The 24,738-nt window shown below is 34.4% G+C and carries 28 protein-coding genes; 22 read left to right on the top strand and 6 right to left on the bottom strand.

All coding sequences use genetic code 11. The features are described from left to right. Positions 1-101 precede the first annotated feature (101 nt). Positions 102-932 (top strand): L,D-transpeptidase family protein, encoded by an 831-nt coding sequence (locus GM921_RS11810; RefSeq protein WP_182922841.1) that lies wholly within the window; start codon positions 102-104, stop codon positions 930-932. 21 nt (positions 933-953) lie between these two features. Here GM921_RS11810 and GM921_RS11805 read toward each other — a convergent pair whose 3' ends face one another. After that, positions 954-2,624: a dipeptidyl-peptidase 3 family protein gene (locus GM921_RS11805; RefSeq protein WP_182922840.1), complete on the bottom strand. Its 1,671-nt coding sequence runs from the start codon at positions 2,622-2,624 to the stop codon at positions 954-956. A 113-nt stretch (positions 2,625-2,737) separates the two neighbouring features. On the opposite strand from GM921_RS11805, the gene GM921_RS11800 reads away from it, so the two are divergent. Next, positions 2,738-3,571 carry an N-acetylmuramoyl-L-alanine amidase gene (locus GM921_RS11800; RefSeq protein ID WP_182922839.1) on the top strand — a complete coding sequence of 278 codons (834 nt, stop codon included), beginning with the start codon at positions 2,738-2,740 and terminating at the stop codon, positions 3,569-3,571. 78 nt (positions 3,572-3,649) lie between these two features. Here GM921_RS11800 and GM921_RS11795 read toward each other — a convergent pair whose 3' ends face one another. Beyond that, positions 3,650-5,308 (bottom strand): glutamine--tRNA ligase/YqeY domain fusion protein, encoded by a 1,659-nt coding sequence (locus GM921_RS11795; RefSeq protein WP_182922838.1) that lies wholly within the window; start codon positions 5,306-5,308, stop codon positions 3,650-3,652. 122 nt (positions 5,309-5,430) lie between these two features. Here GM921_RS11795 and GM921_RS11790 point away from each other — a divergent pair, with 122 nt between their 5' ends. The 8 genes from GM921_RS11790 to GM921_RS11755 all read left to right on the top strand — a co-directional run bounded on the left by GM921_RS11790 (position 5,431) and on the right by GM921_RS11755 (position 11,253). Continuing rightward, the gene (locus GM921_RS11790; RefSeq protein ID WP_182922837.1) at positions 5,431-5,850 is read left to right on the top strand and encodes a cobalamin B12-binding domain-containing protein; all 420 of its coding nucleotides are present in this window, start codon (positions 5,431-5,433) and stop codon (positions 5,848-5,850) included. A gap of 3 nt (positions 5,851-5,853) precedes the next feature. After that, entirely contained in the window at positions 5,854-6,636 is a 783-nt protein-coding gene (locus tag GM921_RS11785) for an enoyl-CoA hydratase/isomerase family protein (RefSeq protein ID WP_182922836.1), read from the top strand. 166 nt (positions 6,637-6,802) lie between these two features. Next, entirely contained in the window at positions 6,803-7,348 is a 546-nt protein-coding gene (locus GM921_RS11780; protein WP_182922835.1) for a hypothetical protein, read from the top strand. A 160-nt stretch (positions 7,349-7,508) separates the two neighbouring features. After that, positions 7,509-8,936 carry a sigma-54-dependent transcriptional regulator gene (locus GM921_RS11775; protein WP_182922834.1) on the top strand — a complete coding sequence of 476 codons (1,428 nt, stop codon included), beginning with the start codon at positions 7,509-7,511 and terminating at the stop codon, positions 8,934-8,936. 88 nt (positions 8,937-9,024) lie between these two features. Further along, positions 9,025-10,077, top strand: a complete 1,053-nt coding sequence (locus tag GM921_RS11770; RefSeq protein WP_182922833.1) for an AI-2E family transporter — start codon at positions 9,025-9,027, stop codon at positions 10,075-10,077. 77 nt (positions 10,078-10,154) lie between these two features. Beyond that, positions 10,155-10,421, top strand: a complete 267-nt coding sequence (locus GM921_RS11765; protein ID WP_182922832.1) for a YtxH domain-containing protein — start codon at positions 10,155-10,157, stop codon at positions 10,419-10,421. 24 nt (positions 10,422-10,445) lie between these two features. Further along, positions 10,446-10,826, top strand: coding sequence for a phage holin family protein (locus GM921_RS11760; protein WP_182922831.1), 381 nt, complete (start codon positions 10,446-10,448; stop codon positions 10,824-10,826). Next, on the top strand, positions 10,813-11,253 hold the full coding sequence (locus GM921_RS11755) for a hypothetical protein (RefSeq protein WP_182922830.1): 441 nt from the start codon (positions 10,813-10,815) through the stop codon (positions 11,251-11,253). Before GM921_RS11760 ends, GM921_RS11755 begins: the two co-directional genes overlap by 14 nt. Before the next feature lie 136 nt (positions 11,254-11,389). On the opposite strand, the gene aspS is transcribed toward GM921_RS11755, so the two are convergent. The 3 genes from aspS to GM921_RS11740 are packed head-to-tail and all read right to left on the bottom strand — an operon-like array spanning position 11,390 to position 13,851. Continuing rightward, positions 11,390-13,135 carry an aspartate--tRNA ligase gene (aspS, locus tag GM921_RS11750; protein ID WP_182922829.1) on the bottom strand — a complete coding sequence of 582 codons (1,746 nt, stop codon included), beginning with the start codon at positions 13,133-13,135 and terminating at the stop codon, positions 11,390-11,392. A gap of 33 nt (positions 13,136-13,168) precedes the next feature. Further along, positions 13,169-13,525 (bottom strand): helix-turn-helix domain-containing protein, encoded by a 357-nt coding sequence (locus GM921_RS11745; RefSeq protein ID WP_182922828.1) that lies wholly within the window; start codon positions 13,523-13,525, stop codon positions 13,169-13,171. After that, complete coding sequence (locus GM921_RS11740; RefSeq protein ID WP_182922827.1) at positions 13,522-13,851, bottom strand: type II toxin-antitoxin system HigB family toxin; 330 nt, start codon at positions 13,849-13,851, stop codon at positions 13,522-13,524. Before GM921_RS11740 ends, GM921_RS11745 begins: the two co-directional genes overlap by 4 nt. A gap of 291 nt (positions 13,852-14,142) precedes the next feature. On the opposite strand from GM921_RS11740, the gene GM921_RS11735 reads away from it, so the two are divergent. From GM921_RS11735 to GM921_RS11695, 9 genes are all read left to right on the top strand, one after another. Further along, a complete protein-coding gene (locus tag GM921_RS11735; protein WP_182922826.1) occupies positions 14,143-14,694 on the top strand; it encodes an RNA polymerase sigma factor in 552 nt (183 codons plus the stop codon). Next, entirely contained in the window at positions 14,691-15,221 is a 531-nt protein-coding gene (locus tag GM921_RS11730; RefSeq protein WP_182922825.1) for a hypothetical protein, read from the top strand. Before GM921_RS11735 ends, GM921_RS11730 begins: the two co-directional genes overlap by 4 nt. Continuing rightward, positions 15,218-16,450 carry a hypothetical protein gene (locus GM921_RS11725; RefSeq protein WP_182922824.1) on the top strand — a complete coding sequence of 411 codons (1,233 nt, stop codon included), beginning with the start codon at positions 15,218-15,220 and terminating at the stop codon, positions 16,448-16,450. Before GM921_RS11730 ends, GM921_RS11725 begins: the two co-directional genes overlap by 4 nt. Positions 16,451-16,530: 80 nt before the next feature. Then, positions 16,531-17,319, top strand: coding sequence for a TerC family protein (locus GM921_RS11720; protein WP_182922823.1), 789 nt, complete (start codon positions 16,531-16,533; stop codon positions 17,317-17,319). 106 nt (positions 17,320-17,425) lie between these two features. Continuing rightward, positions 17,426-18,481, top strand: a complete 1,056-nt coding sequence (locus GM921_RS11715; RefSeq protein ID WP_182922822.1) for a nucleoid-associated protein — start codon at positions 17,426-17,428, stop codon at positions 18,479-18,481. 167 nt (positions 18,482-18,648) lie between these two features. Beyond that, positions 18,649-19,068 (top strand): helix-turn-helix domain-containing protein, encoded by a 420-nt coding sequence (locus GM921_RS11710; protein ID WP_182922821.1) that lies wholly within the window; start codon positions 18,649-18,651, stop codon positions 19,066-19,068. Between the two features lie 46 nt (positions 19,069-19,114). After that, complete coding sequence (locus GM921_RS11705) at positions 19,115-19,876, top strand: SDR family NAD(P)-dependent oxidoreductase (protein WP_182922820.1); 762 nt, start codon at positions 19,115-19,117, stop codon at positions 19,874-19,876. Between the two features lie 97 nt (positions 19,877-19,973). Continuing rightward, positions 19,974-21,503: an MFS transporter gene (locus GM921_RS11700; RefSeq protein ID WP_182922819.1), complete on the top strand. Its 1,530-nt coding sequence runs from the start codon at positions 19,974-19,976 to the stop codon at positions 21,501-21,503. Positions 21,504-21,507: 4 nt separating this feature from the next. Beyond that, entirely contained in the window at positions 21,508-21,759 is a 252-nt protein-coding gene (locus GM921_RS11695) for a DUF6814 family protein (RefSeq protein WP_182922818.1), read from the top strand. Between the two features lie 68 nt (positions 21,760-21,827). On the opposite strand, the gene GM921_RS11690 is transcribed toward GM921_RS11695, so the two are convergent. After that, on the bottom strand, positions 21,828-23,015 hold the full coding sequence (locus GM921_RS11690; protein WP_182922817.1) for a class I SAM-dependent rRNA methyltransferase: 1,188 nt from the start codon (positions 23,013-23,015) through the stop codon (positions 21,828-21,830). 107 nt (positions 23,016-23,122) lie between these two features. On the opposite strand from GM921_RS11690, the gene GM921_RS11685 reads away from it, so the two are divergent. From GM921_RS11685 to GM921_RS11675, 3 genes are all read left to right on the top strand, one after another. Then, positions 23,123-23,458: a tRNA-binding protein gene (locus GM921_RS11685; protein WP_182922816.1), complete on the top strand. Its 336-nt coding sequence runs from the start codon at positions 23,123-23,125 to the stop codon at positions 23,456-23,458. A 1-nt stretch (position 23,459) separates the two neighbouring features. After that, entirely contained in the window at positions 23,460-23,939 is a 480-nt protein-coding gene (locus GM921_RS11680) for a nucleoside deaminase (protein ID WP_182922815.1), read from the top strand. A 76-nt stretch (positions 23,940-24,015) separates the two neighbouring features. After that, on the top strand, positions 24,016-24,624 hold the full coding sequence (locus tag GM921_RS11675; protein WP_202985657.1) for a superoxide dismutase: 609 nt from the start codon (positions 24,016-24,018) through the stop codon (positions 24,622-24,624). The last annotated feature ends 114 nt before the right edge of the window (positions 24,625-24,738 follow it).

Below are 24,738 nucleotides of genomic sequence, written 5' to 3'. Positions count from 1 at the left end.
TAGGCCAAAAACACAACCTTTTAGCTCAAATTTTTCAAGCACCGAAAATAAGTTCTTTAATAACTATTTATTTAGTTATATTCACATTAAGAAATTCTGGCATGAGATATCTAAGTTTATCCATTTTGGTAATAATTGTAGTTTGTTTTTGTTTATGGCAACAATTGAGAGAACCTCCTATCAATTATAAGTCTAGTAAAAGAAAGCATAGTACTGGAATAAAATGGAATGATAGCCTTTTTAAGCATCTTCCAGAAAATATAGATACTAGTGTTATTGTTTTTGATATTCATGGCACACCATTACATTTTCATCAATATATTAAACCTGTTTTCGAGCATAATGCAATGATTTATCATGATAGGGGTTTATGGAAATTGCATCGTTTTACAGATGGTGCAAAGGATTCTTTGGATAAAGATGTGCATGCAACTGCAAAATCAGCAAGGTATATTGCTTTTAGAGAAGTAGATACCATTAGTAGTTGGAAAGTTAAATTAAATGCAATTGCCGAAACCCTAGCACAGGCTGATTATGTATTGGTGTTAAAAAGTAAACGTTTAATGTTACTTAAAAGAAAGGGGTTAATTGTTAAAACGTTAAAGATTGATTTAGGTTTTACTCCCATTGGCCAAAAGAGTGCAAATAAAGACGGAAAAACTCCTGAAGGAATCTATCACTTGGATATGAAATATGCACGACCTGATAAATTTTACAAAAGTATTTGGGTTTCCTATCCGAATGCGGAAGAAAAGGCATTAGCAAAGAGTAAAGGTATAGATCCTGGATTTGGAATATCAATTCACGGAACTCCAAAAACTAGAATTAATGCAAAAGATTGGACAGCAGGATGCATCGCACTTCAAAATAATGATATCGATACCGCATTTAAGTACATTCCTGAAGGCGTTACCATAGAAATTAAAAAGTAACGCCTTCAAAATGTAAAATCATTATTTCATTCCTAAAACATCAACCCCTTGTTCAAAAACAATGTCAACTGGAATACCCTTTTTGCTTAAACGATCTAAATCTGCTTGTAATTCTGGCTGAATAATTCCTTTTGCTTTTTGTGCTTTTTCTACCGCAACTTTATCGCCATTACCTTGTAAAGTAATAATGAAATTGCTCAAATCATTCATTGCAGCAGCAAATTTGTCGAAATCTACACGATATGTTCCATTTGCCGTTCTTTCAAAAGCACCTTTTTCTTTAAAGAAATTGAAACATTGCATGTTTGCTTTTCCATGTGCTTCAGATGCACCAAAGCGTACCGAACGTAAAATGCCAGCCATAAAAGTGGTGTAATAATCTTTTATATCGCCAGTTAATTCTCCTTTTTTAAGTAAGCCAGTTACCATATACAAACCTAAAATATCGGCCTTGCCTTCTTCTAGCCAAGAGTATTGTTCTTTTAACGCAGAGCGGATAGTTCCTTTGCCTGTAATTGTATTTTTTATGCCTAAACCATGTGCAACTTCATGAAACATTACATTGGCGAAAAAAGCATCAAACTTAATATATTGTTGTTGGTCTTTGTCAATCAATTCTTTTGATATCGGCACTAATATTTTATCAAATTTAGCCTGCATTGCATTTTTCAACTGCGAACGACGCGTTCCTTTTTTCTGCTGAATGGCTTCATCATTTGGTAAGTTTACAGCAATGGTTTTTGATCCTGCATTGCAATCTCCAGCATAATACACTACATCATAAGCATTTAACTCCGAATCAGTTCCTGGCACTTCTTTTTTATACTTTGCATCAACAGGTAAACCTTTTTGTAATTCTGGCAACATTGATACATATTTGGCCAAACGTTTACTCCAAACTTTATCCTTCACTAAAACATACGATTCGAAAGATGCACGAGCATTAAATAGCTTATCCTCGTAATTTTCTATCGGGCCAATAATAATATCCAAACCATTGGTTTTCATATCTAACCAAGCATAATCGCTGGCAGAATAATCATCAGTAACCAAAGCATCGGCTCTAAGATTTAAGTATTTTTTTAAGCCAGCATCATCAGCTAACAAAGCTGCTTGTTTAAGCAAACTACTTGCTTTTTGTAATTCAGTTGCATAAACAACATGGTATGGAACAGAAATCAATTTGCCTTTCTCAGTTCTAATCACAGAATACAAACCATATTTATCTTTTACATCAGATTTTTCTAGCGCTTCTTTGGTCATCCCAGCAGGATAAAAAGTTCCAGTTTCTGATTTTGGACCTATGCCAGTTACAAAAGGTTTGTCACCATTTAATCTATCCCATGGACCATAATTAATATCTATAAACTGCTTAGTTTTTTCATCCTTAATTGAGTTTTTAAGGCTATCACGTTGTGGATATGCTTGTTTCCAAAACAAATCATCCATAATTTTTGCAGCTTCTATCAATAATGGTAATACCTTTCGTTCACTTACAGTAAGTTGATTAAGATTGGTAGTTAATCGTACTTTCTCATAAATTGGTAAACGTTGTGCTACGTATTCTTGTAACGAATCTTTAGTTGTACTGTCTTTTTTATCAGTAGATTGTTCAGAATTATTACATGCAAATAGGCTCGCAGTAATTGAAAATCCGATAAATAAAGCGCCGATTTTATTAATGTTCTTCATTTGGTTACGAAATTGTTTTTCCTTTTATTTCAATGTACTAAATTAGCAAAAAATATAAGCATGTATAATTTTAATATATTGCATGCTCAACTTCTTATTCCTAAATATAAATCATGTTAGTAAACAAAATAACATTAAAAAGCGCTGTACTACTTTCTTGCGTATTGTTGTTAACCAATTGTAGCACGAGTAAATATGCTGCTACAGATAAAGTGTACAAAAATATGGCAAAAGGCTTTTCTAAAATAATTAAAGCCACTCCGCCCGAAGGTCAAACTATTGATTCGTTAAACAATGAGCAATATTTTGTGGGTACCGTAAACATGGGTATTCGTAAACCTAATTTTGTAATTATACATCATACTGCTCAAGATTCTACTGCACAAACTTTAAAAACTTTTACCATTGCCAGAACTGCTGTTAGCGCACATTATGTGGTTGGCAGAGACGGGAAAGTGTATCATATGGTAAATGATTATTTGAGAGCGCAACATGCCGGTGTTGGGCGTTGGGGAAATGATACTGATTTAAATTCTTCCTCTATCGGGATAGAAATGGATAATAACGGCACAACCGATGTGTGGACAGATGCTCAAATTAATAGCCTTTGTTCGTTATTAGCAACATTAAAAAAGAAATACAGTATTCCTACTGCTAATTTTATTGGTCACGCAGACATTGCACCAACTCGTAAACCCGATCCTAATAATTTTCCTTGGAAAACATTAGCTAAAAAAGGATTTGGATATTGGTACGATGATGTTTTGCAACTACCGCCAGCAGATTTTGATACTACAATTGCGCTAAGAATTATTGGATATGACGTAAGAAATTTACCTGCAGCAATTACCGCTTTTAAACGTCATTTTGTTGGTACAGATATTACACCAAAATTAACCGAACCAGATAAATTGATTTTATACAATTTGTATAAAAAGTACATGTAAGTTTAAGTCAAAAGAAAAGCCGCAGATGCGCAGATTAATTTAAAATCTGCGCATCTGCGGCTTACTGTTTTAAGCCAATTACACTTTAGGTTTCCAAGCTTCTTTTAGCGAAACTGTTCTGTTAAAAATTAATTGACCAGGTTTAGAATCTTTATCTACACAGAAATAGCCTTTACGGATAAATTGATAACCTATACCTTCTTCTGCATTTGCTAAATAAGGCTCAATGTAAGCTTGTTTAATCACATCCATACTTTCCGGATTTAAGTAATCTTTAAAATCACCTTCTTCGCTATCTGGCGATTCCACCGTGAATAAACGATCATATAAACGAACTTCTGCAGTTTGCGCATGTTTTGCACTCACCCAATGGATAGTTCCTTTTACATTAATTCCACTTGTATCTTCTCCACTTTTCGATTCTGGAATATAAGAACACTGAATTTCGGTTACATTGCCGTTTTCATCTTTCTTAAAATCTTCGCATTTTACAATGTAAGCATGTTTTAATCTTACAGTTGCACCAAGCGCTAATCGGAACCATTTTTTAGCAGGTTCTTCCATAAAATCTTCACGCTCAATCCACAATTCATTACTAAAAGGAATTTCACGCGTTCCACCTTTATCTTCAACTTCTGGGTTATTTTCGCCAATTAAAATTTCTTCTTTTCCTGCCGGATAATTGGTAATTACTAATTTAATCGGATCTAAAACGCCCATTACACGATTTGCACTTTTATTCAAATCTTCGCGGATGCAAAATTCTAACAACCCCAATTCAATTAAGTTTTCTCTTTTGGCAATGCCGATGCGTTCACAAAATTCTTTAATACTTTCTGGCGTATAACCTCTTCTACGCAAACCACTAATGGTAGGCATTCGAGGGTCATCCCATCCGCTAACTAAATTATCGTTTACCAATTGCATTAATTTGCGTTTACTCATTACCGTATACGTAAGATTTAAACGAGCAAATTCATATTGTTTAGAAGGAAAAATTTCTAGTTTTTCGATAAACCAATCGTATAATTCACGATGCGAAACATATTCTAACGTACAAATAGAGTGGGTGATATTTTCAATACTATCACTTTGTCCATGTGCAAAATCATACATTGGGTAAATGCACCAAGTATTTCCAGTTCTATGGTGATGGGCATGTTTAATGCGATAAATAATAGGATCACGCATTAACATATTAGAACTTGCTAAATCAATTTTAGCACGTAATATGCAAGCACCATCTTCAAATTCACCGTTTTTCATGCTCGCAAACAAAGCTAAATTTTCAGCTACGCTACGATTTCTATAGGCACTTTCTTTGCCTGGTTCTGTTGGTGTTCCTTTTTGTTCTGCAATTTCTTCAGCTGTGCTTTCATCTACATAAGCCAAGCCTTTTTCAATCAGTTTTATGGCAAAACCATGTAATTGATCAAAATAATCTGACGCATATAATTCGTTTTTCCACTCAAAACCCAACCAATGAATATCCTCTTGCTGGCTATTTACATATTCTGTTTTCTCCGTAACCGGATTAGTATCATCAAAACGCAAATTGGTATAACCACCATATTTTTGGGTTAAACCAAAATTAAGGCAAATGGCTTTTGCATGGCCAATATGTAGGTATCCGTTAGGCTCTGGCGGAAAACGTGTAACCAAAGTTTTCGTTTTTCCACTACTTAAATCATTCTCTATTAGCTCTTCAATAAAGTTCAATGATTTTTCTTCACTCATAAAAATTATAAATTATAGACGCCAAAGTTAAGAAGATTAAGGGTATTTTAAGGTCGTTTTTAAGGATTTGATTAATAAAACGGCTAATTTATTTACATTTACATCCTACTTTAGTATCAAATATGAACAAAACATTGAATAGACCAATTAGGGTTTTAGTGGCAAAAGTGGGTTTAGATGGGCACGATCGTGGCGCAAAAGTAATTGCAACCTCACTACGAGATGCAGGGATGGAAGTAATTTATACTGGTCTACGCCAAACGCCAGAAATGGTGGTAAATACAGCGCTGCAAGAAGATGTTGATGCAATTGGAATTTCTATTCTTTCGGGGGCACACATGACGGTTTTTCCAAAAATTGTCGCCATCATGAAAGAAAAACAACTAACAGATGTTTTGTTAACAGGTGGAGGAATTATTCCCGAAGGAGATATGAAAAAACTGCAAGAAATAGGCGTTGGCGAACTTTTCCCGCCAGGAACACCGATGGCAAGTATTGTAGAATACATAGAGAATTGGGTGATTACAAACAGAAATTTTTAAGAAATGGTTTATCAGCAAATTATAGCAGAAGTAAAAGAAAATATCTTTTACATCACCATAAATAGAGAGCAAAAACTTAATGCATTAAATAAAGAAGTGTTAACAGAACTGGCACACGCAATTAAGTTTGCTACACAGAGCGATGAAATTCGCGGCGTGCTACTTACTGGTGCTGGAGAAAAAGCTTTTGTAGCTGGTGCTGATATTTCTGAATTTCAAAACTATAGTTTAGCCGAAGGAAAAGAATTAGCGAAAGTTGGTCAAACAAATGTTTTTGATGCGATAGAAAATTGTCCGAAACCTGTTGTTGCCGCTATAAATGGTTTCGCCCTTGGCGGAGGATTGGAATTGGCGATGGCTTGTCACATTCGCATTGCGAGTGAAAACGCAAAACTAGGTTTACCAGAAGTAACATTAGGTTTGATACCAGGCTACGGCGGCACTCAACGGTTAACACAATTGGTTGGCAAAGGTAGAGCGATAGAAATGATTACTACTGCCGATATGATTACTGCGGAAAAAGCATACAGAATTGGTTTGGTAAATGAAGTTGTACCACAAGCAGAACTGATAAGCAAAGCTGAAGAAATCTTAAATAAAATAAAACAGAGAGCGCCATTAGCAATAGCAAGTGCGATAAAGGCAGTTAATTCATCCTTAAAAAATAATGTAAATGGCTTTGACATAGAGATTGAAGAATTTGCAAAATGTTTTCAGACTGAAGATTTTAAAGAAGGAGTAGGCGCATTTTTAGAGAAAAGGAAAGCAGTTTTTAAAGGGGAGTAAATTCACAAAATAAGAATTTTTAAAGCCGTTGATGTTTGATTATCAATGGGTTTTGTTTTTATGCGTACTGTTGGGTAGTTAAATATACCAGTGCGAGGGTATTTTATTGAGTAGTGTTTGTTGCAATATTTGTTTAAACAAATAATAAACTTAAAAACCAACAAACATGAAAAAATTAGCACTCACTTTATTAGCTGGCGCAATGTTGCTAGTTAATGTAAATTTAAAAGCACAAGACTCAAAAGGAGGCGTAAATGGCTTTAGATTTGGTATTGGCTTGGAGGGGGCATTACCTTCGGGCGGATTAAAAGCGTATGACGCAGGAGCTGGATTAACCTTAAGATTTAGTCAAGGTGTTGCCGAAAATTTTGATGCTACACTTACTTCTGGAGGGATAGCTTTTTTTCCTAAAAGTTTGAGTAATGCAACCGCTAACACCAAAGCTTCCATCTTTATTCCTATTAAATTGGGCGGTCGTTATATGTTTTCAAAAAATTTTTATGGCATGGCCGAAGCAGGAATGACCATCGCTAAAACCTATACTGTTAAAAGTTTTAGTGGTACAACTCCGAACTATGGTTTTGTAAGCAGCTCAAGCTTTACATATGCTCCATCTATTGGTGCACGTTTTGGTGGGTTTGATATTGGTGTAAGATATGAAGGTCTGGAGGGTGGTGGATTTATGGGTTTAAGACTAGGTTATGATTTTTAACTAAGACGAAAATAATTTCTTTAAAAGCATCAAAACTCTTTGATGCTTTTTTATTTTAACAAAATTTGCATGATTTTCATGAAAAAATAGTGTAGAAAATATTTCCCATATCAAATATTTCTTATATTTAGCTATTATTTGCCAGCCACTTATAGAAAGTATGAAGAAAATATTAATAGTTGATGATGAGGTTAATATAGGATTATTGTTATCAAAATTTTTAACGAGAAATTCATTTAGTGTTGAAACGACTACAAGTGGTAGTTCTGCTATGGATTACCTTTCGAAACAAAGTTTTGACTTGGTTTTATGTGACTACCGTTTGGAGGATACCGACGGAAAAGAAATGCTAATTAAAATTAAAGAAAGTTACCCAAGTACTGGTGTAATTATTATTACTGGTTATTCTGATATTAAACTAGCAGTTGAACTAATTAAATTAGGTGCATACGATTATATTACGAAACCGCTTTATCCGGATGAGATTTTAAACACCATTAATAAAGCAATTGAAACTCAAATTGCTCTAAATGAAAATAATTCAGAATCTGAAACCGCTGAAAATAAAAAGGATAAGGCATCTAAACAGATTCAAGCAGAAACTGGCGAATTTGTAGTTGGACAAAGTAGCGCTTCTAGAGAATTAATGAAGCAAATTATGCTGGTTGCGCCAACATCTTACAGTGTAATTTTAACAGGCGAAAGTGGTACAGGGAAGGAATCTGTTGCTAAAACTATCCATTTAAATAGCCCTAGAAAAGACAAACCATTTATTGCAATGGATTGTGGTTCTTTAACCAAAGAATTAGCAGGAAGTGAATTTTTTGGGCACGAAAAAGGATCTTTTACAGGAGCCTTATACACTAAAATTGGTCATTTTGAAATGGCAAATGGCGGCACATTATTTTTAGATGAGGTTGGAAATTTATCGTATGATATTCAGGCAGCTTTATTAAGAACAGTACAAGAAAGAAAGATTAAACGGATTGGTAGCACTAAAGAAATTGATTTAGATGTGAGGATTATTGTTGCAACCAATGAAAACTTAGGAGAATCTATTCAAAAAGGCAGGTTTAGAGAAGATTTATACCACAGATTTAATGAATTTTCGATCCATTTACCGCCGATAAGTCAAAGAGGGCGAGATATTATGGTATTTGCGCATACGTTTTTAGTGCTGGCTAATCAAGAATTAAATAGGAATATACAAGGTTTTTCTGCAGAAGTTGAAGAGTGTTTTTTAACTTATAATTGGCCAGGGAATGTTCGCGAACTTAAAAATGTGGTGAGGCGAGCTACTTTATCTACTGAAACACAAGAAATTCAATTAAAAGCATTGCCACTAGAAATTTCTACTTATGCAAAAGCAGCTTCAGTAGAAAATGCAGTCGGTAATTCTATTATAAGAACACCTATTTTGAGTAAACCTAGAAACTTAAAAGAAGCTGCACTAGAAGCTGAGTACGAAGCTATTTTGAACGTACTGAGAGAGGTGAATTTTAATAAAACTAAAGCTGCAAAAATTTTAAACATAGATCGCAAAACGCTTTATAATAAAATGAAAGCAATAGATTCAGATAATGAATAATCAGTTTTTAAGCTCTTAAATAAAACAAAACTGACTAAAACAATTTGAAGGCTTTTGTGTATTATTAATATATATCTAAAAGCTCCGTATGTCTCTATTTACCTATAAACAGCGCAACTATATCAACCTTGTTATTATCATAGCATTGGGGTGTTTAATAGCATATTCCCTAATGGGGATTTTCGGTTCTTTGTTAAGTACGCTTGTCTTATACACTATTTTGCGTCCAAGTTATATTTACTTAACTGAGGTGAAAAATTGGAATCGTAGGTTTACTGCAATATTGCTATTGTTTATCTCTATAATTGTTCTTGTGCTTCCATTTTATGCACTAAGTAGCATGGTTATTAATAAAATTACTGAGCTAAATAACGATCAAATTTATTTCAAGAATTTACTGTATAAAATTCAACACTTATTACCTGTTAATGGAAATGTAGAGAAAATTATAGAAGATGGACTGAAAAGCATTGGAAGCTGGGCAACAGGTTTATTTCCATCCTTAATTTCAGGTGTATTTAATATTGTACTTGGATTATTACTGATGTATTTTTTGCTTTATTTTATGCTCGTAGAACGAGAAGCTTTTGAAAAAGCATTAGTAAAATACGCTCCGTTTAGAGAACAAAATGCGTACCGTTTTGCCGAAGAAATGCGAAATACAACGTATGCAAATGTAGTCGGACAGGGATTTATAGCCATTGTGCAAGGTTCGTTAGTCAGTTTATCATTTTATGTTTTAGGCTACAAAGACCCACTTTTTTGGGGTGTAGTAACCTCCTTTATTTCTCTTGTTCCAGTTTTAGGCCCACCAGTAATATTTGTACCCGCCGCATTATTGCAATTGGCAGATGGAAATAATTTTGCTGGCTGGGCGATGATAATTTTCGGATTTGTGGTGATTATCAACATAGATAATGTGCTCAGATTTATGATTGCAAAAAAAGTTGGAAATATTCATCCAATAATTACTGTAATTGGCGTAGTTATTGGTATTCCTTTATTTGGTATATTAGGGCTGGTGTTCGGACCGTTGTTATTATCTTATTTTTTCTTGCTCATAAAAATCTATGAAACCAGTTCAATGGCGTCAGAAAGATTGGAAAGAATTAAAACAATTCATGAACATGATGAGTTATAAAATAAGATTAACAATAGCATAACATCAGCAATGCTATATTTGAAATAATAATTGTTAAACATTAAAATTAAAAGATCATGAATGATAATTCGAAAGTATTAATAGGGCTATTAGCTGGTTTAGCTGCGGGTGCAGCATTAGGTTTATTGTTTGCTCCAGAAAAAGGAAGCGAAACTCGCGATAAATTAGGTCAATCGTTAAAAGATTTTGGCGATTCGATTAAAGATAAAGCAGCAGATGAAATTAACAATCTAAATAGTTTAAAAGACAAAGTAGTAAGCTCTATTAAAAGCAAACTTCGCGATGTAGAAGATGAATATTCTTCGGAAGTTGAAAACGTTTGAGCTATTTAATTACAAAAACATATAATGGAAGAAAATAAGGAAAAAGATATTGAAGATCTATTTTTTGATGCTAAAGAATATATTGATACAAGAATTGAATATACTCGTTTATCGGCAGTAGAAAAAGGATCAAAAATATTTGCAGATTTAATTACTAACGGAGCTGTAATAATTTGTTTTATCCTAGCTTTTCTGTTTGGCACGTTTACCCTTGCCCTTTATCTTTCTGATGTTTTAGGTAGTCATACCCGAGGTTTTGGATGTGTTGCAGCTATTTATCTTTTGCTTGCCATCATCTTCTATTTCGCTAAGGATAAGTTTATAGAGAGATATTTGGTAAGCTTGTTTATCAGAAAATACTTTGATAAAGTGGCCGATAAAGACGACGACGATGAAGAGAAATAATAACATAAGAACTTTAGAAGAACTACAAAATGAGGTTCATCGTTTAAAAGCAGATTATAAACATAGAGGTGTAATGCTTAATCAGGATGCTAAAACCTATATTAAGCAATTTACATTAGGAGGTTTGATTAAAAAATATGCTACTCCGAGTGGTCTTTTAAAATTGGATGAAAATACAAATATCACCAGTAAAATTATGTCGGTAGCATTGCCGATGTTGTTAAACAGTACTCTTTTTAGAGGGTCTGGGTTGATTACAAAAGCACTTGGAGCATTGGTTTCTGGCAAAGTCGGTAAGTCTTTAGATGCAGAAAATTTATCTGGAATTTTTAATATCGCTAAATCATTTTTTAGTGGTAAAAAGAAAAAAGAGAAAGAAGTAGCATTTGTAGATTACGGCATCCCGCCGGATAGTGAAACCTATTAGTTCATTGGTTCAGTCGTTCATTAGTTTGGATTCTGAACTAAATGTATATTAAATAAAAAAGGTCTTAGCAATTTGCTAAGACCTTTTTTATTCTGTCCCCAGCCCAATGATACTAATGAACCAATGAGTTATTGAACTATAGATCCGTCTTTATCTTCAATTCTTTCAATTGTTTGTCATCAATTGTACTAGGACTATCAATCATTACATCTCTTCCCGAATTATTTTTAGGGAATGCGATTACATCTCTAATTGAATCTAAGCCTGCAAAAATTGAACACAATCTATCAAAACCGAAAGCAATACCGCCATGTGGAGGTGCTCCAAATTCAAACGCATCCATTAAGAAACCAAATTGTTTTTGAGCTTCCTCAGTGCTAAAACCTAAATGTTTAAACATTAAAGCTTGCAAAGCTCTATCATGAATACGAATAGAACCACCACCAATTTCAGTTCCGTTTACCACCATATCATAAGCGTTAGCACGAACATTTTTAGGATCTGTATCTAACATGGCAATATCTTCTGGTTTAGGAGAAGTAAATGGATGGTGCATCGCATGGTAACGTTCTGTTTCTTCATCCCATTCTAAAAGAGGAAAATCTAAAACCCAAAGTGCAGAGAATTTATCTTTATCACGCAAACCTAAACGAGAACCCATTTCTAAACGCAGTTCGCTTAATTGTTTGCGAACTTTATCAGTTCCACCAGCCATTACCAAAACTAAATCGCCTGGTTCGGTTTGGCAAGCCACCGACCATTTCGCTAATTCGTCTTCGTTATAAAATTTATCAACGGACGATTTTAAAGAACCATCTTCGTTATGACGTAAATAAATTAAACCAGTTCCGCCGATTTGTGGTTTTTTAATAAAGTCTGTTAATTCATCTAATTGCTTACGTGTGTAATGTGCGCAACCTTTTGCATTAATGGCAATTACCAATTCTGCATTGTCAAAAACAGGGAAATCTTTGCCTTTAACAATGTTATTCATCTCGATAAATTTCATATCAAAACGAGTATCTGGTTTATCAGAACCATAAAAACGCATCGCATCTGCATATTGCATACGAGGCACTTCTGGTAAATCGTAATTACGAACTTCTTTAAACAACGTACGAATTAAACCTTCGAACGTATTTAAAATATCTTCTTGCTCGATGAAAGACATTTCGCAGTCAATCTGTGTAAATTCAGGTTGTCTATCTGCTCTTAAATCTTCATCTCTAAAACATTTTACAATCTGAAAATAGCGGTCGAAACCAGAAACCATTAACAATTGTTTAAACGTTTGTGGCGATTGCGGCAAAGCGTAAAACTCACCAGCATTCATTCTGCTTGGCACAACGAAATCTCTTGCGCCTTCTGGCGTAGATTTAATTAAAACAGGAGTTTCTACTTCAATAAAATCTAAAGCATCTAAATAACGACGAACAGATTGAGCCATTCTATGACGTAAAATCATATTGTTTCTAATCGGGTTACGACGTAAATCTAGGTAACGGTATTTCATACGTAAATCATCACCACCATCAGTTTTATCTTCGATAAGAAATGGGGGTAATTTTGCTGCGTTTAATATTTCTAATGCAGTAACTTTTATTTCGATTTCGCCAGTTGGGATTTCTTTATTTTTATTTGAACGTTCTACAACGGTTCCGCTAACTTTAATTACAAATTCGCGACCAAGGCTACGAGCGCCAGCGCATAAATCTGCATTATCATTCATATTAAAAACCAATTGGGTTATACCGTAACGATCGCGGATATCTATAAAAGTCATCCCGCCTAAATCTCTAGAATTCTGCATCCAGCCGCATAGTGTTACATTTTCGCCTAAATTTTGCAGTGTTAAAGCACCGCAAGTAGTTGTTCTTAACATGGTTTTATATCGTATTTGTATATTATTAATTTATTATGCGTGCAAAAAAACATCAGCTGGCAAGTTAAAAAAGCTTACTAGTTTTTGTGCCATTTTTAATGTTAACTCTCTGCGTCCCGATAGAATTGAAGAAACATGACCTTTTGAACCGATAATTGGTTCTAAGTCTTTAGATTTAATTCCTTGCTCTTCCATTTTAAATTTGATTACTTCTATCGGGTTTAGTTCTGGTAATTTTATGTTTTTAGTTTCATAATCATTAACCAACAACAAAAGTAAATCCAATTCATCAGATTCTGGTGAATTTTGTTCAGCATGGAAAATTTCGATTGTACGAGCAAGTGCTTCTTTATAATCAGATTCTGTTTTTAGAATTTTTGTGATGGTCATAATTTGTTGCTTAATGCTATGTTAATATCAAAAGAAATAGTTTCTACGTTAATTTTATCATATTCAGAATGATTGCCAAACCAAATTACATATGCCAATTGTTTTGAAAAATTTATTGAAATAACTAATCTGTAATCGTTACCCTTTATATTAAAAACAACCCTGTTTTGTGCTACTAAACTTGCGTTTTTGTAGACAGATTTAAGTTGGTTAAAATTTGTAAACTTATGTTTTTCAAATTCTTTATGCCAAGCTAGTAATGGCGTTTTAGCTTTGTGGAATTTTTCAATATAATATAAGATAGTTCCTTTAGCTATCACATTCATTTGGCAAAGATAGGTTTTCTTTTTGAAAACAAAAACATTAAAGTTGTTATAAACCACAAAAGATAAGTGATGTTATATTGGTAAGCTTATCGGTTCTTTTTCATTACTTGCACAAACCTTTATTTTCTAAACCCGATAGGATGAATGCCATTTTTCATGGCAGAAAGTATAGCGGGGCTGATGGTTCAAAAAAGCTACTGCAATTGCTTTTCAAGCCTATTGTAAAAAATTTTTCTACCTTGATGCAACGTTTTTAAAATTACCCTGTCTATTAACATGAACGTTTAGAATTTGGAAACTGTATACATAGATAAGCACGTAGAGCTGGTAAATGAGTGCCGAAATGGTAGTCGTAAAGCGCAATTTGAAATTTACAAATTGTATGCTAATGCGATGTACAATGTGGCGGTGCGCATAGTAAATGACGATGCCGAGGCTGAAGACGTTTTGCAAGAAGCATTTTTGGATGCATTTAATCGCATTGCGGATTTTAGGCAGGAAACAACTTTTGGCTTATGGCTAAAGCAAATCGTAATTAACAGAGCGATAAATTACTTGAGAAAAAGGAAAGCGGAATTTGTAAGTATTGATGAGGTAGAAGTTGCAGATGAACCAAGTACAGATTACGAAGAAACAACGCTGAAAGTTGAAGCGATTAAAGCGGCAATGACCGAATTACCAGATGGATATAGAGTTGTTTTAACACTTTATTTGTTTGAAGGATACGATCACGAGGAGATAGCACATATATTAAAAATAACAGAAAATACATCACGCTCTCAATACATGCGGGCAAAAAGAAAGTTGAATAGTTTATTAGAAATGAAAGGAGTAGTAAGATGAACAATAAATTAGAGGGGTTTGTAAAAGACAATAAGAAGGAGTTTGAAGTAAGAGGTCCATCTGACAAATTGTGGGAAAAAATTGCAGCAGAGCTGGACAAAAAACAAGAACCGAAAAAAAAAATTGAGTTATATAAATGGCTCAGCATTGCTGCTATGTTGGTAATTAGTTTGGGCATTTATTTTACCTATAACTATACACAAGCAACCACAGGAATTAATGTTGCGGATATCAGCCCAGAATTTGGGCAAAAAGAAGTACGCTTTGTAAACCAAATTGAAGAGAAGAGAGATAGTTTAGCAATTTATGCCACAGCAAATCCTGAATTATATAAAAAGTTTACCAACGATCTGAAAAATTTAGATGCAGATTATGAGCGTTTAAAAGTTGAATTACCTGAAAGTCCAAATCAATTATTAATCGTAAAAGCGATGGTTAGAAATCGCGAAATGCAATTGCAGATTTTAAAACAGCAATTAATGATTATCAATCAAGTCAATCAATATAAAAAGGAGAATTCAATATGAAAAAATTAACGCTAAGTATTTCGGGCATGCTGTTGCTCGCTATACAAGTAAACGCACAGCAACAACCTTCAGTATCTGTTAATGTTAGCACTAGTCCAACGGTTTCAGTTACTAAATCATCAAATATATCTTACACTACAAATAGCAGTGTTAATGTAAATTCTGATGTGAATGTTACAACATCGGTAAACGTTCAGGAAGTGGGCGATGATCCGATGAAAGCTAAAACATTTTCTAAATCATTTAGCTTAGATAAAAACGATAAAATAAACTTGTCTAACCAGTACGGTAACATCGTTATTAAAACTTGGGATAAAGACGAGATTAAAGTAGATGTTGACATTAAAGCCTACGCAAAAACAGACGAAGATGCTCAAAAATTATTAGACGATGTTTCAATTACTGCAACTAAAACCGGAGATTTAGTTACATATAGAACAAATGTTGGTGAGCGAAATGGCGATTGGGGAAGAAGAGTAAAAAATGGAAAAACTGTTTGGAGAAGGGAAGCTAAAGTGTATTACACAGTTTATATGCCGTCGTCAAATGCTTTAACGGCTGGTCAAAGTTATGGAAACATTACCATGGACGATTTTTCTGGTCCAACATCTTTAAAAGTACAATACGGTAATTTAATTACTGGAGATTTAAGAAACACTAATAATTATGTAAATGTTCAATACGGAAAAGCCAATCTTAAAAATGTAAATCAGGCGAGAATTAATCATGAATATGGTGGTGGTTTAACAGTGGCTAGCATTAATGATTTGGAGCTTGATGCACAATACACTTCAGTAAATATTGGCACCATTAAAAATAACGCGAATATAAAACAGCAATACGGAAGTGGATGTACCATTGGTTATGCGGGTAGTTTAAATTTAACTGCAGAATATTCAAATGTTAAGTTGGATAAATTAGGGGGCATTTTTACTGGTAAAGTAGAGTATGGCAAATTAGATATTGGCACTGTAGAAAACGGCTGCAAGATTTTAAATGTTGACGCTGATTATTCTCCCGTTATTTTAGGTTTTTCGCCAGCTTTTAATGCAGAATTTACAGTTAACACAAGTTATGGTGGCTTTAAATACGGATCTAATGTAACTGCCAAAAAACAGGGTGATGATAGAAGTTATAGTTCATCAAAAAGTTATAGCGGCCAAATTGGTAAAGGCGGAACCGCTCGTGTCAGTGTTAAAACAGAATATGAGTCGGTAACTTTCAAATAAACAAACCAAACAAATAATACCGAAGCCTGTTGATGTAAATCGACGGGCTTTTTTTATATTCGTGCCAGATAAAATTAACTATGGAATTACTTACCAGTCCCGAAGCGTGGATTTCGCTTTTTACCCTAACACTTTTAGAAATCGTTTTAGGAATAGATAATGTAATATTTGTAAGTATTATTTTAAATCGAGTAAATGTTGCATCTCAAAAGCGAGCACGCCTAATTTGGATGATAACTGGTATCATTTCTCGTTGTTTAATGTTATTTGGCTTAAGTTGGTTATTACAGCAAAAAGGAAATTACATCATACCAGAAAGTTGGTTTGGCAAAGGTTTCGATTTAGCAAGTTTAGTAATGCTATTTGGAGGTTTGTTCTTATTGTACAAATCGGTAATGGAAATTCACCATAAATTAGAAGGTGAAGATCCAAGTACAAATCAAGAAAATAAAAAGCCATTAGCATTTGGCGCAGCTATTTTTCAAATTATGTTAATAGATGCAGTTTTCTCTTTTGATAGTATCATCACCGCTGGTGGAACTGCAAAACACTTAGAAGTCATGATTATCGCAGTAGTAATTGCCATGATTATCATGTTTACATTTAGTCCAAAAATAGCTGGTTTTATACACAAACACCCTACTTTAAAAATGCTGGCTTTATCATTTTTAGTAATGATTGGTTTAAGTTTAATTATTGAAGGTTGGGATGCTGCTGCGGCACACGAAATGCACCTAAAAAACTACATCTATTTTGGTATGGCATTCTCTGTCGGTGTGGAAGTTTTAAATATGGTTTTCAGAAAACGTCAACAAAAAAACCGAGTAGTAGAACTTAACGAGCCAACTATAAACGATAAAAACAAGTAAGTTTTTTCTTAACTAAAGGACACGAAGAGAATTTCGCAAAGTTGTGGAAGAATAACTTTGTGTCCTTTGCGTTAAACTTCTTTACCTTACGCCTCAATCTAAAAATATGATCACTTTCTCCGAAGCAACATTAGCAGAACTTTCTATACACAGAATTGGGAATAAACTCCAAGACGAATTTTATGTGCTTTCAGATCAATCTATGCATTTGGAAGATGAAATGTTAAAGCAATTGTTGTTGCAATATTTTTTATCTCCGTATGAAAAGGTAAACGAGATTTATCGTTTCATGCATCCAAATAACGATCTCAATTTAAATGAGGTCTATCATTTTGCAGCAGAAATTTTCGCAAACGGAGCAGTTTTCCATGATAATACTAAAAAGCTAGCCACTTATTTATTCGAAATATCTAATCACCCAAAAATAAAGTCTGGAGAATTATATGTAGCCTATTTTGAGAATGTTCAAATAGAAGGAGATTTACATGATGCCATTGGTATTTTCAAATCAGAAACTAAAGAAAGTTATTTAACAGTTTACCCAGAACAAGGAGGCTTTGGCTTAAAATACGAGCAAGAAGCCATTAACATTAATAAACTGGATAAAGGTTGTTTAATATTTAATACTGATGCAGCAGAAGGCTATAAAGTTGCTGTAATAGATCAAACTAATCGCAGTGCGGAAGCTGTTTATTGGAAAGACGAATTCTTAAAACTTAAAGTTCGTAACGATAATTATAGTCAAACACAGAATGTTTTGGGGGTGTACAAAAGTTTTGTAACCGAAAAACTAGATGAAAATTTTGAAGTATCTAGAACAGATAAAATCGATTTGCTGAATAAATCAATGAAATATTTTAAGGAAAAAGAAACCTTTGATATTGATGAATTTGCAAATGAAGTTATTGCAAATAAAGAAGGGATCGAATCTTTTAAAAGCTACAAGAAAAATTACGAAGAAGAATTTGATAGCCCTATTGCAGATAACTTTGATATTTCTGATGCAGCAGTTAAGAAACAAGCGAAAACGTATAAAAACATCTTAAAACTTGATAAGAACTTCCATATCTACATTCATGGCAATAAAGATTTAATAGAAAAAGGCTTTGATGATGATCGTTCGATGAATTATTACAAAGTTTACTTTAGAGATGAACAGTAAGTCTCTACTTTGACAAATTTCTAGCTTTGTTGCCCGTAATTTGTAAAAGTTAATTCTATTTAAACTTTTACAAACCAATATCTGGGTGTATAAAAGGTTTGTCAAAGTAGAAAACAATTTGACAATCAAACAATTTAACAATAGGTTTACTTTAGTATTTTAGCTTAATGGCAATCCCGCATAAGATACTTACCCGTAAAGATGAAATAACAGCTAAATTTTTTGAGCTGTTAGAAAAACATATGGGAGAAATTATGGCGGGAAAGGTTGACAAGATGTATCACATTAAGGATTTTGCAGCTCTTTTGTTTATCCATCCCACGCATTTCAGTAATACGATTAAATTAACGACTGGTCATTCGCCATGCCATTTTGCAGAAGAAAGAACAATGGATGAAGCTCGCAAAATGTTGAGTGAAACGCCAATGTCGATAGCAGAAATTAGTTACAAGTTAACGTTTAACGAACCCACAAACTTCACTAAGTTTTTTAAGTCGTTTGAAGGGATAACGCCCAAACAATACCGAAAGCAAATTATAGAATCGGAAACTAACACCATTAATTCGGAAACTAGCACCATTTTTTAAGCGCCTTTTTAACAGATATTTGCATTGTAATTTAAACATATAGCAAATGCAAACACAAAAAATAGCTCTAGTAACCGGTGGTAGCCGCGGACTAGGAAAAAATATGGCTTTGGCTCTTGCCAAAAAAGGTATCGATGTTATTTTAACGTATAACAGTAAACAAGCAGAGGCTGATGAAGTTGTTTCTTCGATAGCAACATTAGGGCAAAAAGCTGTTGCTCTTCAATTCGATGCAGGAAATGTGAAATCATTCGATGGTTTTATCGCCCAGGTAAAAGCCACTTTATCTGAAAAATGGGGAAGAGATAAATTCGATTTCTTAATCAACAATGCCGGAATAGGAATTCATAAAAACTTTACAGAAACTACGGAAGAAGATTTTGATTTGTTAAACAATATTCAATTCAAAGGAGTTTACTTTTTAACTCAAAAATCTTTGCCAATCATCGCCGATGGCGGAAGAATAATAAATTTAGCAACAGGTTTAACTCGTTTTGCCTTACCAGGATATAGCGCTTATGCTGCTATGAAAGGCGCAATTGAAATATTCACCAAATATTTAGCAAAAGAATTAGGGTCAAGAGGCATTGCTGCAAACGTTGTGGCGCCAGGAGCAATTGAAACAGATTTTGGTGGTGGTGTTGTTCGGGACAATGAACAATTAAATGCTGTAATTGCTTCAAACACTGCACTTGGAAGAGTGGGCTTGCCAGATGATATTGGGGGTGTGGTTGCATTTCTATGTTCTGAAGAGGGACGTTGGGTAAACGCACAAAGATTAGAAGTATCTGGCGGGCAGTTTATATAAAGATCAATGAATAAAGATTAAGTATCTAGTCCTTAATCTTTGTTCCTTTTCTATAAGTACTTGCAATTTGATTTTTAAAGCCTTAGTTTTAAGGTGTATGAGCTCAACAACTAAACCAAATAGCATTTTCAAAGTAATCGGCGCATCTTCATTAGGCACATTAATTGAATGGTACGATTTTTACATTTTCGGCAGTTTAGCCAGTATCATTGGCGCCCAACTTTTCCCTGCAGATGCAGGAGCTTCAGCCTTAATTAATACGCTTGCTATTTTTGCAGCAGGCTTTATCGTCCGCCCATTTGGTGCTTTAGTTTTTGGCCGCCTAGGTGATTTAATTGGTAGAAAATATACGTTTCTATTAACTCTGGTGTTAATGGGTGGCTCCACATTTTTAATCGGACTTATCCCGTCGTATTCAAGCATCGGCTATGCTGCGCCAATTTTGGTGTTAATTTTACGTTTAGTGCAAGGTTTAGCATTAGGCGGCGAATATGGTGGCGCTGCAACTTACGTAGCAGAACATGCACCGAAAGGTAAACGTGGGTTTTTTACCAGCTGGATTCAAACTACAGCAACTTTGGGCTTGTTCCTCTCCTTAGGAATTATAGTGCTTTCTAAAAACTTAATCGGTGCTGAAGCATTTGCAGATTGGGGCTGGAGAATCCCATTTTTACTTTCCATTTTATTGGTTGGCGTTTCAATTTACATCCGCTTAAAGATGCACGAATCGCCAATGTTCACTAAGCTTAAAACCGAAGGGAACATCTCTAAAAATCCGTTAAAAGAAAGTTTTAGTAAAAAAGGAAACTTTAAAATGGTGCTGTTAGCCTTATTTGGCGCAACAATGGGCCAAGGTGTAATTTGGTATACAGGGCAGTTTTATGCACAATCCTTTATAGAAAACACCTGTAAAATTGATTTTAACGATTCGCGATATATTTTGCTTTGGGGAATTGCTTTTGCGACGCCATTTTTTGTTGTATTTGGAGCATGGAGTGATAAAGTAGGTAGAAAATGGATTATGCTGACAGGAATGTTGTTGGGGATTGTTTTTTATCGACCAATTTATCAACTGTTTTTAGACAAGAGCGATGTAACTACTTGGAATACCTCATCAATTTTACAAGAAGATGCGCCAATAATTACAAGATTAGCATTACATGATAAGGGAGATAGTTTAATTACAACAAGTTCAAAAATAAGTCTTGTTAATGGTGCTTCATTTAATAAAGTATTGGTTGATACTGTGTATTCAGATTCAGCTAAAGCTATCGGCCACTCCAAAGAAATATATAAAGACAAAGTATTACCAACATCAACATTTTGGCTTTTTGTAGGTCTAGTTTTCTTCCAAATTTTATTAGTTACGATGGTTTATGGGCCAATTGCTGCATTTTTGGTAGAGCTATTCCCAACAAAAATTAGGTACACTTCAATGTCCTTGCCTTACCATGTTGGTAACGGAGTTTTTGGCGGTTTAGTTCCATTTATCGCCACATTAATTGCCAGTTTTGCAGGTTCTACGCCACTTTCTGGTTTATGGTATCCTATCGGGATTGCCACACTAAGTTTTATAATTGGAGCAGTTTATTTATCAAACAAAAGAGACGAAAACGTTAACGATTAAGCATATGAAATCTATTAAAAAAATATTAGGCGTTTTCTGGATTATTCTAGGTCCAGCAGCAATGATTTTTATGGCTTTTCAAGCTTGGGATAAAGTAAGCAAGGCTGAAGCAGGAATTGCGCAAACCAACACCGCATTGCAATGGGGAATTATCTTGTTAATCTTTATTCCGATAGCAATTGGGTTGGTTATTTTTGGTAAATACGCCTTAGCAGGAGAATATGATAAATTACCAGAAAACTCAGAAGAATTATAGGTGTTTTTAACATTAAGAAGTTAAGAAAATTTAAGCTTAATTTGTCTTAACTTCTTAATGTTTCCATTTTACAAAACCCTAACCAATAAACCCTTCAAATATTCTCCCTCAGGGAAAGATAAACGTACAGGATGATCTTCTGGTTGCGAGAATTGTTTAATCACTTGTACTTCTTTGCCAGCATCTAAGGCAGCCCAAGCAATAATTTGCTTAAAAGTTTCAATATCTACAGCGCCAGAACAAGAAAAAGTAGCCAATAAACCACCGCTTTCCAATAACAATAAACCCAAACGATTAAGGTCCTTGTAAGCACGAGCAGCTCTATCCAATGCAGAACGAGATGGTGCATATTTGGGCGGATCCAAAATCACAATATCAAATTTCTTTCCTTCTTCTTTAAAAGCTCGCAACTGTTTATTTACATCAGCTTGTATAGCAGTATGGTTTTTCGAATCGAATTTATTCAGTTCAATATTCTGTTTCAACGTTTCAATCGCTAAGGCAGAACTATCTACGCTCGTTACCTGTTTTGCACCTTTTTTGAATGCATTTAAGCTAAAACCACCACTATAACTAAAACAATCTAGTACATTTTTGCCATCAGCATATTCGGCTAATAATAAACGATTATCGCGTTGGTCGCAATAAAATCCAGATTTCTGCCCCTCGGCAATATTAATATGATAGGTAATCCCATTTTCCTTAACAGCGATGAAAGCTGCGGGAGCTTCACCCCAAAGCAAACCATTTTCTGCTGTAATTCCTTCGTGTGTACGAGCGGTTGCATCACTACGATCGAAAATCCCTTTGGGTTGTAAAGCCTTTACTAAGACATCAATAATTATCGGCTTTGCCTTTTCAATACCTGTACTTAAAATTTGTACAGAAAGAAAATCCGCATATTTATCTACAATTAAACCCGGTAAAAAATCAGCTTCGCTAAAAATTAAACGATAGGCATTGGTGTCTTTATTTTTTAAGAGATGCGCTCTCGATTCTATCGCTTTATTAATTTTCTGTCCGTACCAAGCTTCATCAATAACTTGATTTTCATCCCATTCTAACAGACGAACAGCAACCCGAGATTGATCATTGTAATAACCATATGCTAAAAAATCATTATTCGCACTGCAAACTTTAACAACATCTCCATTTTCAGGAGTTCCTTTGATTTTTTCTAATGCCCCAGAAAACACCCATGGATGACGTTGCAAAACTGCTTTTTCTTTCCCTTTTTTTAGCTTGATTTCTACCATGTTGCAAAGGTAATAAAATAGTTTTGGGTTGATGGTTTATAGACAATAGCCATGAACTAATGACCATTAGCCCTAATAGAATTACATATAAATTGTATTTTTACCAAATGGAAGAAATAACCTGGAGCGATTTTGAAAAAGTAGAACTACGAGCAGGAACCATACTTGAAGTTTTTGATTTTCCGGAAGCTCGAAAACCTGCCTATAAAGTAAAAGTAGATTTTGGTGAATTTGGAATTAGAATGAGCAGTGCACAAATCACCAAACATTACACAAAAGAAGAGTTGGTTGGCAAACAAATCGTTGGCGTAATTAATTTCCCTAAAAAACAGATTGGTAAATTTATGAGTGAGTTTTTAGTCACTGGTTTAGCAGATGCCAATGGCGATATTGTGTTAACCTCACTCGATAAAAAAGTGCCAAACGGCAGCAAACTAATATAAAATGACTTTTTATAATTTCGAAGAAAACGAAAATCCAGCAGTTGCTGATGAACATTTTATGCGTTTAGCCTTAAACGAAGCAAAAAAGGCATTTGATAAAGATGAAATCCCGATCGGGGCACTAGTAGTTTGTCAAGGTAAAATTATTGGGCGTGGACATAATTTAACAGAACAATTAAATGATGTTACAGCACATGCAGAAATGCAAGCTTTTACAGCCGCAGCACAAACTTTAGGAGGCAAGTATTTAAAAGATTGCACGTTATACGTAACCGTTGAGCCATGTGTAATGTGTGCTGGCGCTAGTTATTGGACGCAAATTAGTAGAATAGTTTTTGGTGCACATGAAGACAAACGCGGTTTTACCAAGATTAATCAAAACCTTTTACATCCAAAAACTGTTTTAAAAGGGGGTGTTTTAGCCCAGGAATGTGGGGCTTTAATGAGCACATTTTTTCAGCAAAAACGTAAAGAAAGTTGACAAACAATTGAATAAAACTTAACCTTTGTGAGTTATATTTGTACATTAACATTTTTAAACTTAAATAATAAATATTATGGCTTTTGAATTACCTGCGTTAGCATACGCAACCGACGCATTAGAACCGCATATTGATAAATTAACTATGGAAATACACCATGGTAAACATCACCAAGCTTACGTTACTAACTTAAATAAAGCTTTAGAAGGCAAGCCTGAAGCTAATTCGAGCATCGACGATATCATAAAAAACATTTCAAAATTTCCTGCTGCAGTTCGTAATAATGGCGGTGGTCATTTTAATCACTCATTATTCTGGACAGTTTTAGGTCCAAATAAAGGCGGTGAGCCAACTGGCGATTTAGCTAAAGCAATTAATGATGCTTTTGGTTCTTTCGCTGATTTTAAAACTAAGATTCAGGATGCTGGTGCAACTCGTTTTGGTTCTGGTTGGGCTTGGCTTTCGGTAGGCGCAGATAAAAAACTGGTAATTTCTTCTACTCCAAATCAAGATAATCCATTAATGGATATCGCTGAGGTAAAAGGCACTCCAATTTTCGGAGTTGATGTTTGGGAACACGCTTATTATTTGAAATATCAAAACATGCGCCCTGCATATTTAGCTGCAATTTGGAATGTAGTAAATTGGGATGCAGTAGCAGAACGTTACAAAAAAGCATTATAAATTTTTCTTTTTAGAAAAGCTCCAAAGGAATCCCTTTGGAACAAAAGCGGGGCAACTATCAAAGTTAGCCCCGTTTTTCGTTTCAATCTTTTTGTTTTTCGGCGGCTGTCATCC

Origin of the sequence: Pedobacter planticolens, from assembly GCF_014172375.1 — a bacterium.
Taxonomy (GTDB): Bacteria; Bacteroidota; Bacteroidia; order Sphingobacteriales; family Sphingobacteriaceae; genus Pedobacter; species Pedobacter planticolens.
This window is presented reverse-complemented; position numbering and strand designations above follow the sequence as displayed.